Annotated in this window: 18 protein-coding genes; 3 read left to right on the plus strand and 15 right to left on the minus strand. The window is 43.8% G+C overall.

The window, feature by feature from the left end:
• The first annotated feature begins 24 nt into the window (after positions 1-24).
• From E7X57_RS05080 to E7X57_RS05090, 3 genes are all read left to right on the plus strand, one after another.
• Positions 25-756 carry a fumarylacetoacetate hydrolase family protein gene (locus E7X57_RS05080; RefSeq protein WP_135611159.1) on the plus strand — a complete coding sequence of 244 codons (732 nt, stop codon included), beginning with the start codon at positions 25-27 and terminating at the stop codon, positions 754-756.
• Positions 756-1,055 (plus strand): hypothetical protein, encoded by a 300-nt coding sequence (locus tag E7X57_RS05085; RefSeq protein ID WP_135611161.1) that lies wholly within the window; start codon positions 756-758, stop codon positions 1,053-1,055. Before E7X57_RS05080 ends, E7X57_RS05085 begins: the two co-directional genes overlap by 1 nt.
• Before the next feature lie 66 nt (positions 1,056-1,121).
• Positions 1,122-2,831, plus strand: coding sequence for a glutamate--tRNA ligase (locus E7X57_RS05090; protein ID WP_135611163.1), 1,710 nt, complete (start codon positions 1,122-1,124; stop codon positions 2,829-2,831).
• A 256-nt stretch (positions 2,832-3,087) separates the two neighbouring features.
• On the opposite strand, the gene E7X57_RS05095 is transcribed toward E7X57_RS05090, so the two are convergent.
• The 15 genes from E7X57_RS05095 to hisS all read right to left on the minus strand — a co-directional run bounded on the left by E7X57_RS05095 (position 3,088) and on the right by hisS (position 18,216).
• Positions 3,088-3,777, minus strand: a complete 690-nt coding sequence (locus tag E7X57_RS05095; RefSeq protein WP_135611166.1) for a 30S ribosomal protein S3ae — start codon at positions 3,775-3,777, stop codon at positions 3,088-3,090.
• 169 nt (positions 3,778-3,946) lie between these two features.
• Positions 3,947-5,455 (minus strand): serine--tRNA ligase, encoded by a 1,509-nt coding sequence (locus E7X57_RS05100; RefSeq protein WP_135611167.1) that lies wholly within the window; start codon positions 5,453-5,455, stop codon positions 3,947-3,949.
• 258 nt (positions 5,456-5,713) lie between these two features.
• Positions 5,714-6,262: a uracil-DNA glycosylase gene (locus E7X57_RS05105; RefSeq protein WP_135611169.1), complete on the minus strand. Its 549-nt coding sequence runs from the start codon at positions 6,260-6,262 to the stop codon at positions 5,714-5,716.
• Positions 6,252-6,497, minus strand: coding sequence for a KEOPS complex subunit Pcc1 (locus tag E7X57_RS05110; protein ID WP_135611170.1), 246 nt, complete (start codon positions 6,495-6,497; stop codon positions 6,252-6,254). The genes E7X57_RS05105 and E7X57_RS05110 overlap by 11 nt, the downstream gene beginning before the upstream one ends.
• 9 nt (positions 6,498-6,506) lie before the next feature.
• Positions 6,507-7,820, minus strand: a complete 1,314-nt coding sequence (locus E7X57_RS05115; protein WP_135611172.1) for a DHHA1 domain-containing protein — start codon at positions 7,818-7,820, stop codon at positions 6,507-6,509.
• A 37-nt stretch (positions 7,821-7,857) separates the two neighbouring features.
• Positions 7,858-9,048, minus strand: a complete 1,191-nt coding sequence (gene glmU / locus E7X57_RS05120; RefSeq protein WP_135611174.1) for a bifunctional sugar-1-phosphate nucleotidylyltransferase/acetyltransferase — start codon at positions 9,046-9,048, stop codon at positions 7,858-7,860.
• Positions 9,045-10,346: a phosphoglucosamine mutase gene (glmM, locus tag E7X57_RS05125; RefSeq protein ID WP_135611176.1), complete on the minus strand. Its 1,302-nt coding sequence runs from the start codon at positions 10,344-10,346 to the stop codon at positions 9,045-9,047. The genes glmU (E7X57_RS05120) and glmM overlap by 4 nt, the downstream gene beginning before the upstream one ends.
• Before the next feature lie 17 nt (positions 10,347-10,363).
• The gene (glmS, locus tag E7X57_RS05130) at positions 10,364-12,208 is read right to left on the minus strand and encodes a glutamine--fructose-6-phosphate transaminase (isomerizing) (protein WP_135611178.1); all 1,845 of its coding nucleotides are present in this window, start codon (positions 12,206-12,208) and stop codon (positions 10,364-10,366) included.
• Between the two features lie 12 nt (positions 12,209-12,220).
• Positions 12,221-13,438: a bifunctional sugar-1-phosphate nucleotidylyltransferase/acetyltransferase gene (glmU, locus tag E7X57_RS05135; RefSeq protein WP_135611179.1), complete on the minus strand. Its 1,218-nt coding sequence runs from the start codon at positions 13,436-13,438 to the stop codon at positions 12,221-12,223.
• A 178-nt stretch (positions 13,439-13,616) separates the two neighbouring features.
• Positions 13,617-14,075 carry a 30S ribosomal protein S15 gene (locus E7X57_RS05140; protein WP_135611181.1) on the minus strand — a complete coding sequence of 153 codons (459 nt, stop codon included), beginning with the start codon at positions 14,073-14,075 and terminating at the stop codon, positions 13,617-13,619.
• A gap of 158 nt (positions 14,076-14,233) precedes the next feature.
• On the minus strand, positions 14,234-15,394 hold the full coding sequence (locus E7X57_RS05145; protein WP_135611183.1) for a hypothetical protein: 1,161 nt from the start codon (positions 15,392-15,394) through the stop codon (positions 14,234-14,236).
• A gap of 12 nt (positions 15,395-15,406) precedes the next feature.
• Positions 15,407-15,904, minus strand: coding sequence for a hypothetical protein (locus tag E7X57_RS05150; RefSeq protein WP_135611185.1), 498 nt, complete (start codon positions 15,902-15,904; stop codon positions 15,407-15,409).
• Entirely contained in the window at positions 15,879-16,472 is a 594-nt protein-coding gene (locus E7X57_RS05155; RefSeq protein ID WP_135611187.1) for a hypothetical protein, read from the minus strand. Before E7X57_RS05155 ends, E7X57_RS05150 begins: the two co-directional genes overlap by 26 nt.
• A 17-nt stretch (positions 16,473-16,489) precedes the next feature.
• Positions 16,490-16,963, minus strand: a complete 474-nt coding sequence (locus E7X57_RS05160; RefSeq protein WP_135611189.1) for a hypothetical protein — start codon at positions 16,961-16,963, stop codon at positions 16,490-16,492.
• A 17-nt stretch (positions 16,964-16,980) separates the two neighbouring features.
• Positions 16,981-18,216 carry a histidine--tRNA ligase gene (gene hisS, locus E7X57_RS05165; protein WP_135611191.1) on the minus strand — a complete coding sequence of 412 codons (1,236 nt, stop codon included), beginning with the start codon at positions 18,214-18,216 and terminating at the stop codon, positions 16,981-16,983.
• Positions 18,217-18,709: the final 493 nt, after the last annotated feature.

Raw genomic sequence — 18,709 nt, forward strand, 5'->3', positions numbered from 1 at the left:
AATTAGAATAGAGAATGTGCAATTATGATAGGTCGATTCAAACACGTTGATGATGTTTTCTATGGTAACGTCAGCGGTGATCTCGTTACATCCATGGACCACGAAAGCAGGACATTTGAGCTATCTGAGCTTGTTGTACTCCCTCCTGCAACTCCTTCAAAGATAATATGCATTGGTCTGAACTATGTCGATCATGCTATTGAACTTGATATGGAGATTCCCACAGAGCCTGTTATATTCATGAAACCGTCATCTTCCATGATCGGGCCGGGTGGTAAGATAGTCTATCCTGCCATGAGCCATCGTGTGGACTATGAGGCAGAGCTGGCAGTTGTGATCGGGAAAAGATGTAGGAACATCAGCTCGGAGGATGCAATGGATGTTATCGCAGGTTATACCTGCTTTAATGATGTGACTGCTCGTGACCTGCAGCAAAAAGATGGCCAATGGACACGCTCCAAGAGCTTTGATACATTTGCACCCTTTGGTCCGTTCATTGTTCCAAAAGAGGAATTTGATCCTTCTGATGTCAATGTTAGCAGCTTTGTGAACGGTGAGGTCAGGCAAAGTTCAAGCACATCTAATCTGATATTTGATATTCCACATCTAATCGAGTTCATATCCGGGATCATGACCCTTGAGATCGGTGATTTGATCGCTACAGGAACTCCGCCGGGAGTCGGTGAGTTGCAACGTGGTGACATTGTGGAAGTGAAGATCGAAGGAATTGGTACTTTGACGAATGAGGTGGTATAATGCTATTTGACCAGATCAACAGGGAACTCGAACTTACTGAAAGACATCTGATCGTTCTCCAGAAGGTCGTTGAAAAAGGACCGATTGGCATATTGAAGCTGGCCGAAGAGACGGGAATGCCAACTCATAAGGTAAGGTATTCGTTGCGTGTGCTGGAACAGGAGCATCTTATCAAGCCTTCTTCACACGGCGCAATGGCCGGAGATATGGCAGAAGAGTTCGTTGAAAAGTTCAATGAGAATATAGGCAGTATTCTGGAAAAGGTGAATCAGATCAGTGATCTGGGTGACAGGCTCTGATATTCATCTGCTTTTAAATTCATATATTACATATTAAAAATTATTTGATCCTGCGAGGGAATTTAGATGACCCTGACTGATGAAGATAAAATCACTATAGAGAAATTTGCGCTTCAAAACGCTGTAAAATATGGGAAGACCCCTCAGCTTGGAGCTGTTATGGGACGTGTAATGGGTTCTTGTCCTCACCTGCGCCCTCTTGCAAAGGATGTTGGGCCTATGATCCAGCAGATACTGGATGAGGTATCAAAAGGCAGCCCTGAGCAGTGGGAGTCTCGCCTTGAGGCAATAGCACCTGAGCTTATCGAGGAGCTTAACACGAAAAAAGTGCCTGATAAAGGGCTCAAGCCTCTTGACGTTGCAGAGGGTGAGACCGTTGTCATGCGTTTTGCACCAAACCCCAATGGTCCTCCTACACTTGGAAGTACCCGTGGTATTGTGGTAAACTCTGAATATGTTAAGAAATATGGTGGCAAGTTCATCATCCGTTTCGATGACACTGATCCGCAGACCAAGCGTCCGATGCTTGAGGCGTATGACTGGTACATCGAGGACTGTACATGGCTTGATGCAAAACCGGACAAGGTGGTCATTGCATCAGACCAGATGGAAGTCTATTACGATTATGCAAGGCAACTCATTGAGATGGGCCATGCCTATGTTTGCTTCTGTGAAGGCGGCGACTTCAAGAAGTTCAAGGATGCCAAGGAACCCTGCCCTCACCGTGGACAGAGCCCGGTGGTGAACCTTGAGCACTGGGATAAGATGCTTGCAGGCGAATATGAGGAAAAGGCTGCAGTGGTCAGAATAAAGACAGATATCAAGCACAAGGACCCTGCACTTCGTGATTATGGTGCTTTCAGGATCGTCAAGACCCCTCACCCACGTCCTGAGGTCGGTGACAAATATGTGGTCTGGCCTTTGCTTGACTTTGAAGGTGCTATTGAGGACCATGAGCTTGGAATGACCCATATTATCAGGGGTAAGGACCTGATGGACAGTGAGAAGCGCCAGGGGTATATCTATAATTATCTCGGCTGGGACTATCCAAAGACCACTCACTGGGGTCGTATCAAGGTGCACGAGTTCGGCAAGTTCAGTACAAGCGGACTCCGACAGGCAATAGAGGAAGGGGAGTATTCCGGGTGGGATGATCCACGCCTGCCAACATTACGTGCACTCCGAAGACGTGGAATCAAGCCTGAAGCGATCCGTAAATTCATGATCGAAATGGGTGTGGGCGAAACCGATGTCAGCATCAGTATGGACACGCTCTATGCAGAGAACAGGAAGATCATTGATCCTATTGCTAACAGGTATTTCTTCGTATGGGACCCTGTTGAACTTGAGATCGAAAATGCGGAAGCCTGTGTTGTGGAACCTTCATTGCATCCTACTGAAGAGAGGGGAAGGCGTAGCATCAATGTCGGATCAAATGTGTTTGTCTGTAATGATGATGTAGGTCCTGTCAAAGAAGGCGATGTGCTGCGTTTGAAAGACCTCTATAATATCGAGGTTACCTCTGTGAGTCCGCTGAAAGGTCGTTGCATTGGAAATTCCATGGAAGATGCCAAAACCAGGAAGATGCGCATAATCCATTGGGCACCTGAAGATAACGTCGCCATAAAAGTGCTGGCACCGCATGGTGAGTTCACAGGCGTTGGCGAGAAGCAGGTTGTTGAAGAGCTTAACAACGTTGTCCAGTTCGAAAGATTCGGCTTCTGCAGGATCGATTCAGTGGATGATAGTGTTGTTGCGTACTTCACCCATAAGTGAAGTTAATTTGGGATCTGGATATTCCTGTAAGGTTGGTTTGACCAACCTTTTCTCTTTTATTTTAGCTATGGATTGGTCAACTGAAAGTGTGTTCTCAAATTGATGGTAGGGGGTCACTTGCTTCATCTTGAGATAAAAATATGTATTCCTGCATGCATGTAAGTTTGCAATGCTGGCTAAAGCTCATCGAAAATGAATATTGTTAAAAAAAGATGTTAACGGTGACCGAAGGAGGCCACCATTATGTTTTAAAAGATCATTCTTCAGCTGTAGGGGTTTCTACAACTTCGGGAGTTTCTTCAACTACCGGAGCTTCTTCAACTACTGGAGCTTCTTCAACTACTGGAGTTGCTACTGCGTGTGGTGGAACGACCTGAACTTCGGTCTTCCTGATCTCTACTCTTCTCAGTGGGTAGATGGTTTTTGATTTCCTGTAGATGTTTGCGGAAAGCTTACCGACAATAGCTTCTTCTACGAACTGCTCAAAGTCGAGTTCTGATGCGCGTTTTGCTACTGTTTCGACCATGACGTCCCTGAGACCTTTGATCTGGCTTGTCCTTGCTCTCTTGACTGTAAAGCAGATAGGTTTGACCCTTATCTTGTAACCATCCTTTGTCTTGACATTAAGATTTGCATCAATTCTGGAAGTCTGGCGCTTTACGATGGAACGAAGGTAATCGGTAGTGATCTCGTGGCCGATAAATCTTGTATTTGCCACATCACCGGTTACGTTATCGATCTCAAGTTTGAGTTTGATATTGTGCTTTGAGAAATCATTGGTGAGTTCACCAACGGTGGTTTCCACAATACGACCGAGCAGTTTCTCCGGGTCGTCAGTTGGGGTTACACCGATGTGGTTGCTACCGATGAACTTTGGTGCCTCGATGTTATACCACTCTTTTGATTTCCACTTATCCAGCTTCCTTTGTACTCTCTTTTTTGCCAAGAAATTCCTCCTTATTATTGTGATAGTTGTTTTTGATCAATAAATTGATCGAATTAAGTTTTGATGTTCGTGATTCTGACCGTTATAATTCCCGTGTGAATGGTTATTAATAGCGGGTCAATACTGTACATGTCTCTATATAAATAAATCGGTACAATGAAAAGGGATATCAGAGGAAATGAATTCCCTCTGGCATTTCACCGACTCTCTTTCTGAACTCCTCTGGCCAGTTTTCGGGATCAAGCCCCTTCTGTGCAAAGAATGCTGATGCCCAGCGCTCAAGTCCCACGCCTGAACATCCTGACCATAGTTCTTCACCTGACTGGGATTTCACATTGAATCCTGATGGGTATTTGTTGCCGTTGATACTGACATTCTGGAACTCAAGCCATTCTCCGTCATCGCCTCTGTAAGGCAGTGGTGCTTCATAGTCAGTGGTACCTGCTTCACCCTGTTCTGAAAGGCCTGTAAGACCTTCCTGTGCCATGAACCATGGGGTTACCCATGCCTTTCTCCATTCAAGGTCAAGGATCTCATTAAAGATGTGCATGTACTTTTCATGCAGTTCCTTTGCAGTTTCCACAACCTGTTCCTTTGTACCCAGCCATACGATCTCCACACGGTGGAACTCATCCACACGCTCCATTCCATGAATTCCTCCGCTTTCATAGCGGTGCGATGTGCCGGACCTGTCAAATACCTTTATCGGGAAGTCCTCTGTAGGGATTGTTTCTCCCTGCAGGTACATCCAGAAAGGAGGACATTGTGCATAGCACAGGCCGCCGATAGGGTCGCCGATCTTCTCTTTGATCAGTGCAGTGGGCACTTCATGTGTGACCTTATAGTGATCAGAGACCTCTTCCCAGAACTCAGGGTCCCTTGTCTTTGGAGGGCAGACGTAGTAGATCTCTGGATATACACCCTTTGCATGTCCGGACTTCTGCCAGACCTCCCATGGGACAAGTTTTGGGAAGATCATTTCCCTGTATCCCAGAGGTCCGAGGAGCTCTTCCATAACGATCCTTTCGAATGTCCTGAACATCTTTGTGGACTGCGGGCCATGTATCCACTGTCCGCGGCTTGCTCCTCGCTTGATCCATCCCTCTTTCATCATTTCCTGTGTAGGATCACCATGGAATGTGTGTTCCTTCTTTTCACTTTCCCAGAGGACCTGCCAGTGTTCTGCTTTGCCGCCGTAATCCTTTGCCCTGACCTTCTCTTCCATGAGGGTCAGTATCCTGTCAGGAATACGGTTCTCAAGTTCGGATTCACCGACCTCAAGCTCAAGGACTATGCCACCTTCCACATTTGTGATGTTGCTTACGTGAGGGATCTTTATATTCTCAAGTTTTTCCTCAGCAGGCATTTCAATGGTGAACTCTTTCACATCAATGCCACGAATACCTATGTGGAACTCTTTCCCAAGCTTTCTTGCAAGGGGTTTCCTGAGGCGTATGATCGCATCATGTGCCCTGACGAACCTTCCTGATTCTATAGAGACCTCGACACTGTTACCAACAATATTCCATTCTGTGATCCTTGCACCTTGTCCTTCTGGTGCTCCTTTTGTAAGGATGGTCTCATTTGCCTCATTGATATACTGGGCAATAATATCTTTTGCGTCGGTCGGGTCGGCGCTGGTTTTGAATGCTCCTTTCAGGTTGAATTTAAGTTCCATACGTTATTCCTCTTGAAACTGGCCTTATATTGTGTCAACAGGCTCTTAAGTTTCATTTATGGTCATGATCGAATTAATTGTATTTATTGCATTTATTGCATTTATTGCTAAAGCAAACAGTTATGAAATAGGCTCCAGATTTAATAATTTTTCCAATAAAAAGCAGTTGTAATTATGATAACGTCACTTTAAAGTGCCGATCTGCCAGAAATATGTTGGAGGCGAAGACATCGCCTTTGTATAGATCACTTTTTCAATTCATGAGAACAAATGCCTGTTCTCATCAATGAACCTATGCTGGTCATCTGTTCTTGATCTTGTATAGATCAATGCGGCCGGGTGGAATATCTTAAGCACATCCCGTCCTTCGAATTCCTCGACAGATCCCCATTCCATCTTATGTCCATTAAGGAAGGCTTTTTCAGCAGTATTGCCAAGGAGGATTATCAATTTCGGGTCAAGCAGTTCTATCTGCCTTTTCAGGAATGGTTTGCAGGCTTCAAGCTCTTTCTTGTTAGGATTACGATTCTTTGGCGGTCTGCATTTGATAGTATTGATGACTGCCCAATCGCTATCCTCAAGCCCGGCATAGTCGATAAGTTCATCCAGTATCTTTCCTGCACGTCCGCAAAAAGGCACTCCGGTCTCATCCTCATTCTTTCCCGGGGCTTCCCCGATAAATAGTACTTTAGGTTTCTCCGATCCCTTGCGTATGACCTTATTTATAACCGTGTCAGAAAGAGGGCATGCAGTACATTCGAAGATATACTTTTCAACAACTTCAAGTGTTTTCCATTCAGAGGTCATCTTTCTCCTCCACTTCCTTTATGATATCCTCGGAGATCTTTGCGTTCATGAGCAGATCATCCACAGTCGCGATCATGGATGATATCTTCTCTGTTCTGATGGTTATGGATACCTGATCTTCTTCTATCATTGTTTCCATGTTGGTAAGATTGTCTGGTTTTAGTGAAAGTGCAATTTTCCTGGCAACATCAGTTGCATCCGGGCTGTTGAACCTGATCGTCGTGGATATCTTCATAATTTCACATCAGTTCAGCTGTTCTCCGACAATGTCATCGACAAGTGCAATGAATTCCTCTGTTCTTCCCAGTGGTATGGATGCACCGGAAGCTACACTGTGACCCCCTCCATCTCCGCCAACAGATGATGCAGCAGTCCGCATTGCATAAGCAAGGTCAAGTCCTTTCTCAACCAGTTCCCGGGTCCCTCTTCCGGATATCTTGATAACACCTTCTACCTCATTAATGGCAATGAAGGGCATATCAGGATGGACATATCTTATAATTGTACTCGCTACCATTCCTGTGGATTCAAGTTCCTTACCACTCAGGTAGTAGATGTTCTCACCTTTTTGCAACAGCTCTTCTGCTTTCTTAATATCGGCGATGATGGCCTTCTGGCTTTTAAGGGTAATATCCTGTGCTTCTTCAAGTGCAGACTCGTCCTTCATACAAAGTGAAATGGCAAGTCCGGGGACTTTCTGTTTGCCACAGGTGTTCATGATAGCTACAAGATCGTAGGCATTCTTGACAACTTCTCTGTTCAGTATATATACATCACCGATAGCAGCTTCAATAGCTTCAGGGCTGGCGGATTTCGTAAGTTTTAATGCAATTGTGGAAGTTAGCTTCTGCAACTGTTCCGTATCGAGTGAGTTAATATTGCCGTGTATGTCAAGCATCTCCAGGAACTGGTCGATCTTCTCACGTTCGCCTGTAAGGTCAAGGTATGGCTCCGGCGTGTTCTCCAGTATGGCAGCAACATCGCCACTGCCCACTTTCAGTCCCTTTTTGACAGAAACGATGCCTGCTTCAACAGCTTCATCCAGTATTACCTTATTTGCGGTCTCGAAAAGCTGTTTATCTCCAACAGCACCTGCGACAGCAAGTCCTGCAAGGTCAATATTTTCTTCATCCAGAGCCTTTGCAACAAGGTATGTTGTAGTGGCGGCACACAGGTGTACTGCTCCGTCAATTCCGACCATATGTGGATTGATCATGGCTTTAGCAGGTGAATCTCCGACTGGCTTGTGGTGATCTATCACGATCACATCCTGTTCGACCTTTTCGATTATCTCTGACTGCCCGCTACCCATATCGCAGAATATCACAATATCCTCATCAGAAGTAGTTTCATTGACCATCTCTGCCACACTTTCGTCCAGGCGGCCAATGATCGTCAGATGGTATGGTATCCCTTTCCTGAGCAGTGCCTGACAGATGATCGCAGCTGAAGATATGCCGTCGGCATCATTATGGGAGATGACCCGTGCATGTTCATACTCTTCAATGATGGCAGCTATCTGTTTTGCAAGTTCTATTAAATTCTGCATTTCTATCAATCAGATCACCGTGTATTAATGTAAAAATGGTTCTTTATCATCTGACAACTTCTCCGGGTTTCGTAAAACTTCCACTTTTCATAACCGTTCCTACGTTTATGCTGGTGTTTATCCCTGTGTGGACGTCGTCGCCCATTATAACGCCAAGCTTCCTTCTTCCGGAATCTGTCCTCTTTCCTTTGATATTGACCATTATGTTCTTGCCATCATGTCTAAGGTTAGCAACTTTTGTTCCGGCACCGAAATTGCACTTTCGTCCTATAATACTATCCCCTATGTAGGACAGGTGTCCGATCTTTGTATCATCCATGATGATACTGTTCTTAACTTCAACGGCATTCCCTATATGAACCCTGTTTCCGATAGTTGTTGAAGGGCGTATGAAACAATTAGGTCCGATATCGCAATCTTTTCCTATTACTACAGGTCCGATTATATACGCTCCATTGCGTATGAGGGTTCCTTCTCCTACGCTCACATCGCCTATCAGGGTGGCATTCGGTTCTACAATGCCTGATCTAGCTGGCTGCATCTCTTCTAATAGAATTGCATTAGCATCGAGGAGGTCCCATGGTCTTCCGATGTCTATCCATTCTTCTTCCAGGACCTCATAACCAACATTGGCATCGCTGTCTATCAACATCTGAAGTGAATCAGTGATCTCGTATTCTTCCCTTGGTGATAATGGGGTCTTTTCGATAAGTTCAAAAATGGTTTCCCTGAAAAGGTATATTCCTGCATTTGCAAGGTTTGTTGGTGGTATCTCTGGTTTTTCGATTATTCTGGAAACTTTGTTCCCATTGGTCTCAATAACACCGAAATCTGAAGCATTGTTCACATGTTTTACGGTAATTATCGCATCAGCTTCTCCTTCGATCATCCTTTTGATATGTGATGAACTGACAAGAACATCTCCGTTGAGTACGATAAACCTGTCTTTAACATACCCTTTTGCACAGGCAATTGCATTGGCCGTGCCAAGTTGTTCTTCCTGGTGAATGTAGTCAATAGTAACGCCTTGTCTTTCTCCGTTACCAAAGTATTCTCTGATGCTTTCCTCATGGTAACCTGTGATGAACACAAATCCTTCAATACCTGCTTCTATCGCTGCATCAACTATATGTTCAAGCATCGGTTTGTTGGCTATCGGAAGCATGACCTTTGGAAGTGCTGATGTCAATGGCCTCATCCGGGTACCTTCTCCGGCTGCAAGTACTACAGCTTTCATGCCACGCCTCTTTTGACAATATTCTCCGCCATGTCGTATAGTTTATCCGCACCTTCTCTGGCTTCTGCGGTAATGCGTATCTTGGGTTCAGTTCCGGATGGTCTTACAAGTACCCATCCTTCTTCCATATCTACGCGTATCCCGTCGATATCCATTATTTCTCCGGAAGGTCCGAGCTCAGAACGTACTAGTGCCATTGCAGAATCCTTTTTATCATTGTCACATTTGACCGTTCCGCGGCGCGTTGGATAGTGTGGAAGTTCACCCTTTAGCTCTGATAGCATTTTTTCCTGAATAAGTTCCATCACCTTTGCAGCCGCATAGATCCCGTCGGGACAATATGATATTGCAGGGAATATCCAGCTTCCGGATGGCTCTCCTCCGAAATCCGCTTTTGATCTCTTTATCTCTTCAGCAACATAGACATCTCCAACTTTTGTACGGACAACCGTTGAATCCGGCAGGGCATCATCTATCATCATCGACGTATCCACCGGAACGACAAGTTTCGCATCGCTTTTGCATTCATGTCTGGCAAACATTGCAAGCATCTCATCTCCGGTGATGAATTCTCCGTTCTCGTCCACCGTCATCATCCTGTCCGCATCTCCGTCCTGTGCAATACCAATATCCGCTCCGAATTCCTTCATCGCTTTTTTGAGTAATGTCAGGTTTGCATCGTTCGGTTCCGGATTCCGTGCAGGGAAGTGTCCGTCGGGCTGTGAGTTCAATGTTATGACCTCACATCCGATCTCCCTCAGCACATAAGGTGTGATAGTACTGGCAGCACCACATCCACAATCTATTATCACGCGTTTTGATGATCTTTCAACATTTTTCACGATCATCTCGATGTGCTGTCTGATCGCATTGCTGTCTTCGGTCAGGTTGCCGATCATGTTCCATCTGACAGGCTCGAACGTCTCATTTTCAATGATCTCCTCTATCTCTTCCTGCTGGCCCGAATCGAATGCCATTCCATCAGGATTCCACAATTTGATCCCTACATATTCCGAAGGATTGTGTGATGCGGTTATCATTACTCCACATTCATAGTTCCTGGATGCATAGGCAAGTGTGGGGGTGCTTACCATTCCGATGCGTACGACATTGCAACCAGAGGAAAGGAGACCTGATATAACAGCATGTTCTATCATTTTCCCTGCAACTCGCGGGTCACGTCCGATAACTGCCGTTCCTTTTGTCTTTCCAAGAGCAAGTCCGACCTTCAACGCAAGATCTACAGTTATGTCCTTGTTAGTAATGCCTCTTATACCGGATGATCCGAATAACTTCATGTGATAACTCCGTATTTTCATTCGACAGTAACGCTCTTTGCAAGGTTCTTCGGTTTATCTATGGAACATCCTCTTGCAAGGGCGGTATAATAAGCAAGCAGTTGTAAAAGCACGGTTGATAGTACTGGTGAGAGTATTTCCTCTGTTGCAGGTACGCGCAAGACCCAGTCCACATATTTCTCTATTTCAGTATCATCCACATTGGCCACAGCTATGACCTTTGCTTCTCTTGCTTTTATTTCCTTGATATTGCTCAGGATCTTCTCATACACATGACCTTTTGTGGCGATGGCAACGACCGGTGTTCCGTCCTCTATAAGCGCAAGAGGTCCGTGTTTAAGTTCGCCACCTGCAAATCCTTCTGCATGTATATATGATATTTCTTTAAGCTTCAAAGCACCTTCAAGTGCAATAGGATAATTAAGGTGTCTTCCAATAAAGAAATAATCTCTCTCTTTTGCGAACATCTCTGCACATTCGCGGATCGCATCCTTTCGGTTCAATATTTTCTGTATCTGGGCTGGGATGCGCTTCAGGTTCACAAGCAGGTCCTTTGCATCATTTACATTAAGCGTCCCCTTAGCTCTTGCAAATCGGATGGCAAGGAGGTATAGCATGATGAGCTGTGCCGTAAATGTCTTTGTTGCAGCTACACCTATCTCGGGTCCCGCATGTGTATAAAGAACATTGTTCGCATCTCTTGTGATGCTGCTGCCAACTACATTGGTAATGGCAATTGAATTGCAGCCATATGATCTGCAGCTTCTGATCGCAGCCAGGGTGTCTGCTGTTTCTCCTGATTGGGTGATCGCAATTGAAAGGATGTTCTCATTCATTATGGGACTGCTATACCTGAACTCAGACCCGATATCTACATCGGTGTGTATCTCTGCTAGATTCTCAAAAAGGTATTTTCCTACAAGTCCTGCATTTAAAGATGTCCCGCAGGCAATGATCTCGATCCTGTCAATATTCCTTATGTCGTCATTGGAGAGGTTTAGCTCTTCAAGATTCACGGAACCATCCAGTTCGGATAGCTTGCCTGAAAATGTATCATTCACAGATCTGGGTTGCTCATGTATCTCTTTAAGCATGAAATGTTCATATCCTGCTTTTTCTGCAGATTCAATGTCCCATTCAATGGTGGTCTTTTCTTTTTCAAGGACATTGCCTTCGACATCAAAGAACTCTACTCCTTCCGGTCTGATGGTAACAAGATCAAGGTCATCTACAAAAATGACCTCTTTTGTGTGATTAAGGAATGCAGTAACATCAGATGCCGCATAGTATTCTCCATCTCCTATACCGATTATCAATGGGCTGTCTTTTCTGGCTGCGAGCATTAGGTCGGGTTCACTGCTACATAAGGCAGTGACTGCATAGGACCCTTCAACTTCCTGGAGTGTATCGCGAAGTGCTGTGAACAGATCACATATCTTCTCTGTGTTGTCAAAGCTTCCATATAATTTTGAATGTAAAAGATGGGCAATAACCTCCGTATCTGTTTCGGATAAAAAATCATAACCCTCCTGCTGTAATTTCTCTTTGATAGCAAGATAGTTCTCGATAATTCCATTATGTACTATGGATATATCGCCGGAGTTATGTGGGTGGGAATTAATCGTGCTTGGGATTCCATGTGTGGCCCATCTTGTGTGTCCGATCCCAATATTTCCTTTGACCTCTTCGGGTATGATCTTTTCCAGTTCTCGTATTTTCCCGACGGTCTTGTATGTGTCGAGATTTCCATTGAGTATTGTGATTCCGGCCGAGTCATATCCTCTGTATTCGAGCTTTTTTAAGCATTCTATTAGTATAGGCGCTGCCTCACGGTTGCCTACATATCCTATGATTCCACACATCTTGCTCCCCCTTTAAACAACAATGGAATTTTCGGGCAGTATTTGGGCAATAGTCTTTCCTGATTCGATCCGACAGTTGTGGGATATCATGGATCCCGCTTTTACAAGGACCCTGTGGCCGATTATAATATCGTCGCCAGTGATCGCTCCCAGTTTTTCAGCAGTACAAAGTCCATCTTCCATCTCCATCTTTACATTTTCTTTGTCTTCAGCAACAAAGTAAGGTCCGATGATGTTGTTCAGTCCGATTATAGAATTTGAGATGGATCCATGTGAACGTATTCTGGTGTTATCCATAATTATACTGTTCTGGATCTGTGTGAAGGAGCCGACTGAAATGTTGTTACCAATAGCTGTGGATGGGAGTATCACGACATTGGGTGCAATTTCACAATTGTCACCTATAATTGTAGGTCCTACTATGTAACATCCAGATCTTATCACCGTGTTGCTGCCAATACTGACCTTGCCATGGATAATTGCGCCATCTTCAACGGTTCCTTCGATATTGTAATCCTCTAGTCTATCAAGGGCCATCGAATTATCCTTCAGCAGATCCCATGCAAAGACTGCATCTCTCCATAATGATCTTGTAAGAACATGATCTACATCCATGCCATCTTCGATCATCTGTTGGATGGTATCGGTTATCGCATACTCTCCCAGCGGGGATATTAATGTGTGTTCTATTCTTTCGAATATATCATGGTTAAATATGTATATGCCTGTGTTGATGATGTGGCTGAGTTCCGTGGTTGGTTTTTCTATGATCTTTGTTACTTCTTTTCCGTTTGAGATAACGACCCCATATCCGCAGGTATGTTCTTTTTTGATGGTCAGTATCGTTGCGTCGCCGGTATGCTTGTCTATAAGGTCCCTGATCGTTTGTGGTTCAATAACGTTGTCCCCATTGAGTACCATGAATTCCCGATCATCTTCTTCTATCAGGTCTGCTGCCTGTTTGATGGCATGGGCTGTGCCAAGCTGTGCTTTCTGGTGAACGTACTTGATATTGATTCCAAAATCGAGACCATCTTCGAAATAGTTCATTATACGCTCTCGTTCGTAGCCCACAACAAGTATTAGCTCCTTTATATCATTCTTTGCAAGTGACTCGATAACATGTTCAAGTATCGGTTTATTTGCGACAGGGAGCATGACCTTTGATCGAGTGGATGTAAGGGGTCTGCATCTGATACCTTCTCCTGCAGCCAGAATAACAGCTTTCATAACTTCTACTGGTCATTCTATGAATTTATATCTTGCCTTTTAATATATGATATTGAAAGCTATTAGCTACTCAATTTGAGGTTATAGGTTGGCCTATAAAAATAAGAAATAAATCAAAAAAAGACATTTGATGCTCAGCAGGACTGAACATCAATGAATTAATAAGCGGGCTGGCCGCTTATCTTGTGATCAGCATTTCTGCAGTTTCTGGCTTGTACTTCCAGTCTGCAGGGAGTACCTTTGTGGACTGGTAGTATTTAACGAGTCTTCTTATCTTGGACTCGGTTGACTGCAGTGATCTCTTGTTGTGTACATCCTTGTGGTTAGGAACAAGGTGCTTGCGCATTCCGATAGCTTTTACAATAAGATTGTACAGGTCTTCCGGTAAGTTTGGAGCTTCATCATTCTCTTTCAGGATGTCGGTGATCTTCTTTCCTGTTGCGAGTTTGACATCAGGCACTCCGTAGTTGTCCCTGAGGTGCATTCCAATGACGCTTGTGGAGTTACCAAGCTTCCACATATCGAGGATCACAGTTGTGATCTCTTCAGTTGTTGCTGTGGACCATGCTGGAGCTTCTGTCCTGATTGGTCTTGTTGATCCGGATTTACCTTTTGTACGAGTATGCATTTTTGCCATAGCATTCCTCCTGATGATTATAATTTGATCGTTTAGTGAATATTTATGTTTTGAGTTTATGCTCAAGTTAAGGGAACGTTGGGAACAATAACTTGAATCGTTACTTTGGCGAAGTGACCTAAATACACCTGACATTTAATATAAAGCTTATGTTCATATTACCAGATGGAAATGGTGATGTCCACATATCCATTGTTAACTTTCCCGTATATTTCCTCTACCTGAACATTTCTTAGTTCTTTTGTCGTATTGGTGTCCGTGGAGTTTATCATTTGTGAGACCGTTTCGTTGATCTTCTGATCCATATCGTTGTGGAGGTGCGTTGCAATGCTCTGCTGGTTACGTTCAATGATCTCCTTTTCAATAATGGATATTATGCTATTATTCAGTTCTGCAGGCATGGAACTGGTCCCATATGTCGTGTTCATGCTGTAATTCAGCATGTATGCTGCTACCAGCATTTCGGGATCCTCGTTTTCATCCTGTGGGTTGCTAATGAATACGTTTTCTGTGCTTTGGTCTTGCCTTATCAGACTTCTAAGGTATTCTGAGGGGAATACAATGTCTGTGATGAGTTCGGCAGTGGACGTTGATGCCCCTTCTATGGTGTTGTTGAAAGCTTCATGATATGTGGAGAACTTTGTCGTGTTGGATGAATTATGAACTCCTTCAAGTATGCTGTCGTTTATGTTTACAAAAAGTTCATCTCTGGATGTTCTTGTGTTTAATGGCAGTGTTATCCGTGAACTCTGACGGATTGCATCGTATGGTGGTGTAATTCCAACTGATATGGAGCTTTTTAGTGGATAATCTTCTACCGGTTCCCAATTTGCTTGAAGGTTATATTCATACCTTCCTCCTATTCTTTTATCGAGGTATGAAGCAATTGCGGCAGAGGTCTGTTCTTTATGCTCCTGTGCAATTGGATTGATGTAGCGGGTAGTTCCATTGCTATCTATTGCAAGTGTTAGTACCATGTCCTCTGCGATCATATCTGCGAAAGTGCGATGATGTTGCTGCCTTCTGAACATTGTATTGATGGGGTCGTTAACGATGGAATTCTCAGGAATTGTTATGCCTGTGATCGCAAGAGGTGTGATCTCATATCCAAATTCATCCACATTTGAGTTGAGCAAGGAACTTAAAAGATGGGTGTCAAAGTCCTGTGTTGCGGTGTATGCTGCTGCATCGTATTGCCTTTCTGCCATAATAGATGGCATAATTATGACTGTTGCAATGGAGATGAGCACAAGGAAAAAGAGTGCATCTGCCGTTGAAGAAAATGCACGCTGGTCCTCTATGAGTTTCGTTTTTGGCATAATTTTCCTTCTTTATATGTATCTTTTCCAGAGTCGGACAGTAAGTGTTCCGGATGTGTATTGTGCAGGATTTATCTCTATAATAACTGGGATGGATGCTGCTATTACATTTCCGCTTGCTGCATTTTTACTTTTTTGTATGTCCCAATTGTGTTTTCCGTCGTCGGTATGGATCTCTACTGAGAACTCATTGTTCGCGGAGAATCGTGCAAAGAAAAGCTCATGTGTTTCTCTGTCTGAGACCGGGTCTGAGATCTCTTCAAGTATCTCAGCGGATATTATGTCGGGTCGTGTTCCCTGTAGTTCATCCCAGCTGGCAATGTTTTCAGCTATTCGGGATGCTTCTTCGTAGTTCTCTATAGAATGGCTCTGCTCATCGTAGATGAGGTAGGCTTTTGACATGACTGCAGCAAAGACCACAAATCCAATGACTACCAGTGCTGTGGCAAGGATGTCATTGTGGGGTTCAAGGATCGCTTGCTCGTCATTGATGAACAAGTACAACTTCAAGTCTATTGACCTCGGAATCGTTTTTCAGGTAAATGGATGTTTTCTCAATGTGGACTATTTTTCCTGTATTTAACATTACTTCCTGACTGCCAACAGTTGAGATCACTTCAAGGATAGTGGGTGTATCCGTAATCAAAGGAAGTTCGAGTGTTCCGTGCTGTCCATTGAAATTATTTGAAAGGATTGTTCTCATTTCAGTTTCATTAAGTGGAATTGTCCTGAATGCGAGGGGTTTGACCGAGTGAATATTCTGCTCATGATAAGTCGTTTCAAATCGTATGTATTCGCCGGAAATAAATGCATTAATTGGATATTCGGAATTGAATGGATATGTGGAATATTGCCTGATGCTATCGGGCGAGATGCTGCCGATATCATCAATTGACATTTTCAGGTCAAGGACTTCGGAATCAAGTTGTCTTTGCATTTGGATATCACTAAAATCGGCTCCTATCTGGTAGAATGCGGCAAGTAATATTATGCTTGTTATCATCAATGCAGCTTTTGATAGGGTGAACTCGATCCAGCCGGATCGGTTCCTGAATATTTCCTGGATTGTATGGGGCATTATTTCGTTTTTCATTTTTATTTTTCAGATATCTTTACGAAGAGCATTCCTGTTATGGTTTCTCTTTCGGTTTCAAGTTTCAGTTCATGATGGCCGGGGGATATTGTGTATGCACCGGTCATGTTCTCGTTGGAAAATGCGGACATTGATTCGTATATGGTATGTCGTTCACCAATCTGCATATAATAATTTTTTGGGTTTGAAGGCCACAAGTTATCCTCGTGGGGCAGTTCTCCCATATGCACTTTCACTTTTTCCGGAATGTCGATCTCCAGATAAATGATACTTCCTTCTCCGCGTACGGAGATTTGCTCGGAGTTTGAAACGAGTTTGTCAATCTCGATTATGGCCATATTTTCGTCTGAACTTCCTTTTAGATCGGAGATCGCAGTGAAAAAAAGTGCCATTATGAGCAATATCAGGAGGGATGCAATTGTGAACCTTAAGGGCAGTGAATCGGCTGCCCTTTCGTTTTTGAGAAGTGAATACATACTTTTGGGTTATAGTATCAGTTGCTTTTTATCAACTGCATGGCTTCTTCAATTGGCAGCTGCAACTGCTCTCCGCTTTGCATGTTCTTTACTGTCAATTTACCCGATTCGATCTCTTTTTTCCCTACAATGACTACGTAGTCTGCATCAATGTTATTAGCATGGGATAGTTGAGTTTTGAAGTTGCGTTTCATGATGTCTATGTAAACGGTGAGTTCATTACGCATCTTTGTTGCTACTTTTATTGCATCAGTGCGGGTATCATCAGTTGCGACAATCACTACTTTATTTTCTTTTGGAGGCTGTATCTCACAGATCTCCATTATGCGATCGAACCCAACTCCGAATCCGGTTGAAGGTACATCTCCTCCGCCAAAGAGGGATATGAGTTGGTAGGAACCGCCACCACAGACCTGGTTCTGTGCACCAAGACCTTCTGCGTATATCTCAAACACCATTCCTGTGTAGTAATCCAGTCCCCTTGCGATGCCAAGGTCGACGTCGTAGTCGATCTCATATGCATCAAGCAGGGTAAGAAGTTCTTCGAACTTGTCGATCTCTTCAATGTCTCCCAGGATCTCTCTTGCTTTTGCGATAGCTTCTGAACCGCTTAGGCAGATTAGCTCAAGAAGGTTTCTTCGGAGTTCAGCAGGTGCGTTTATCTCTTCGAAGTAGTTGTCAAGTCCTTCATCGTCCTTTTTATCGACAAGGCGCATGATCTTGCTCTTTTGTTCGTCTTCTGTATCCTTGAGGATGTGGCGTATAATTCCTAAGTGACCAACATGCAGGTCACCTTTGATGCCTGCTGATTCTATCATGTTCGTTGCAAGGGCAATGATCTCTGCATCTGCGGCTGCGCGGTTGCTGCCTATGACCTCTACGCCAAATTGCCAGAATTCCCTGAAGCGTCCTTTTTGCGGTCTTTCATACCTGAAGCAATTCTCAAAATAGAACAACTTAAGTGGTCTGGACATTGCCTGCATTTCGTTGACGTACATCCTCATCACAGGTGCGGTAAGTTCGGGGCGCAATGTCATGTCCCTGTCACCTTTGTCGCTGAAATTATAAAGTTCGCCTACCACGCCTTCTCCGGATTTAAGGGTGAAGAGCTCCAGATGCTCGAATGTGGGTGTAATGACCTCTTTGTATCCCCATTTTGTCACTACCTGCCTCATGATGTTCTCTACATTTCTCCTGCGAGCGGTCTCTTCTGGAAGGAAGTCCCTTGTTCCTCTTGGTTTGCTGACTTTCATTTTGATCGAATCCTGCTGATGCGGATTATTATAATTATTTTCGGCACTACGTTTTATGCCATTATTCTTGTTATATTATGTAGGGCCTGTGGTATTTGGCTGGTCTATAGTAAGGAATGATGTATTTTATATTTTCGATTAGTTTTCTCATAAGATGTTGCCCGAAGAACGGTTGATTTTTGTATTTTCAAATAATTTGATGCTTCAATTTTATTATGGATCTGTGTTCTTTGATTGCTGAATTATATACTGGATACTATTTTCTGTGCTATTTTATTGTTGATGTATTCGTCGTTTGAAGTATTAAATTTGCATCTAATATATACCCATGTCACACATTGTCACACAACGTATATATGCAAGGGGGCTATTGTAGGGGTGCTCTCAATGAGCTGGTTGCTGTCGATTCTGACACGATCTGTTGAGAGTTCGAAAAACGTGATATATTTTCACGCATATCGGCACATTCTCCAAAAATGTGTCACAATCTTCC

Source organism: Methanococcoides sp. AM1 (genome assembly GCF_900774055.1).
Taxonomy (GTDB): Archaea; Halobacteriota; Methanosarcinia; order Methanosarcinales; family Methanosarcinaceae; genus Methanococcoides.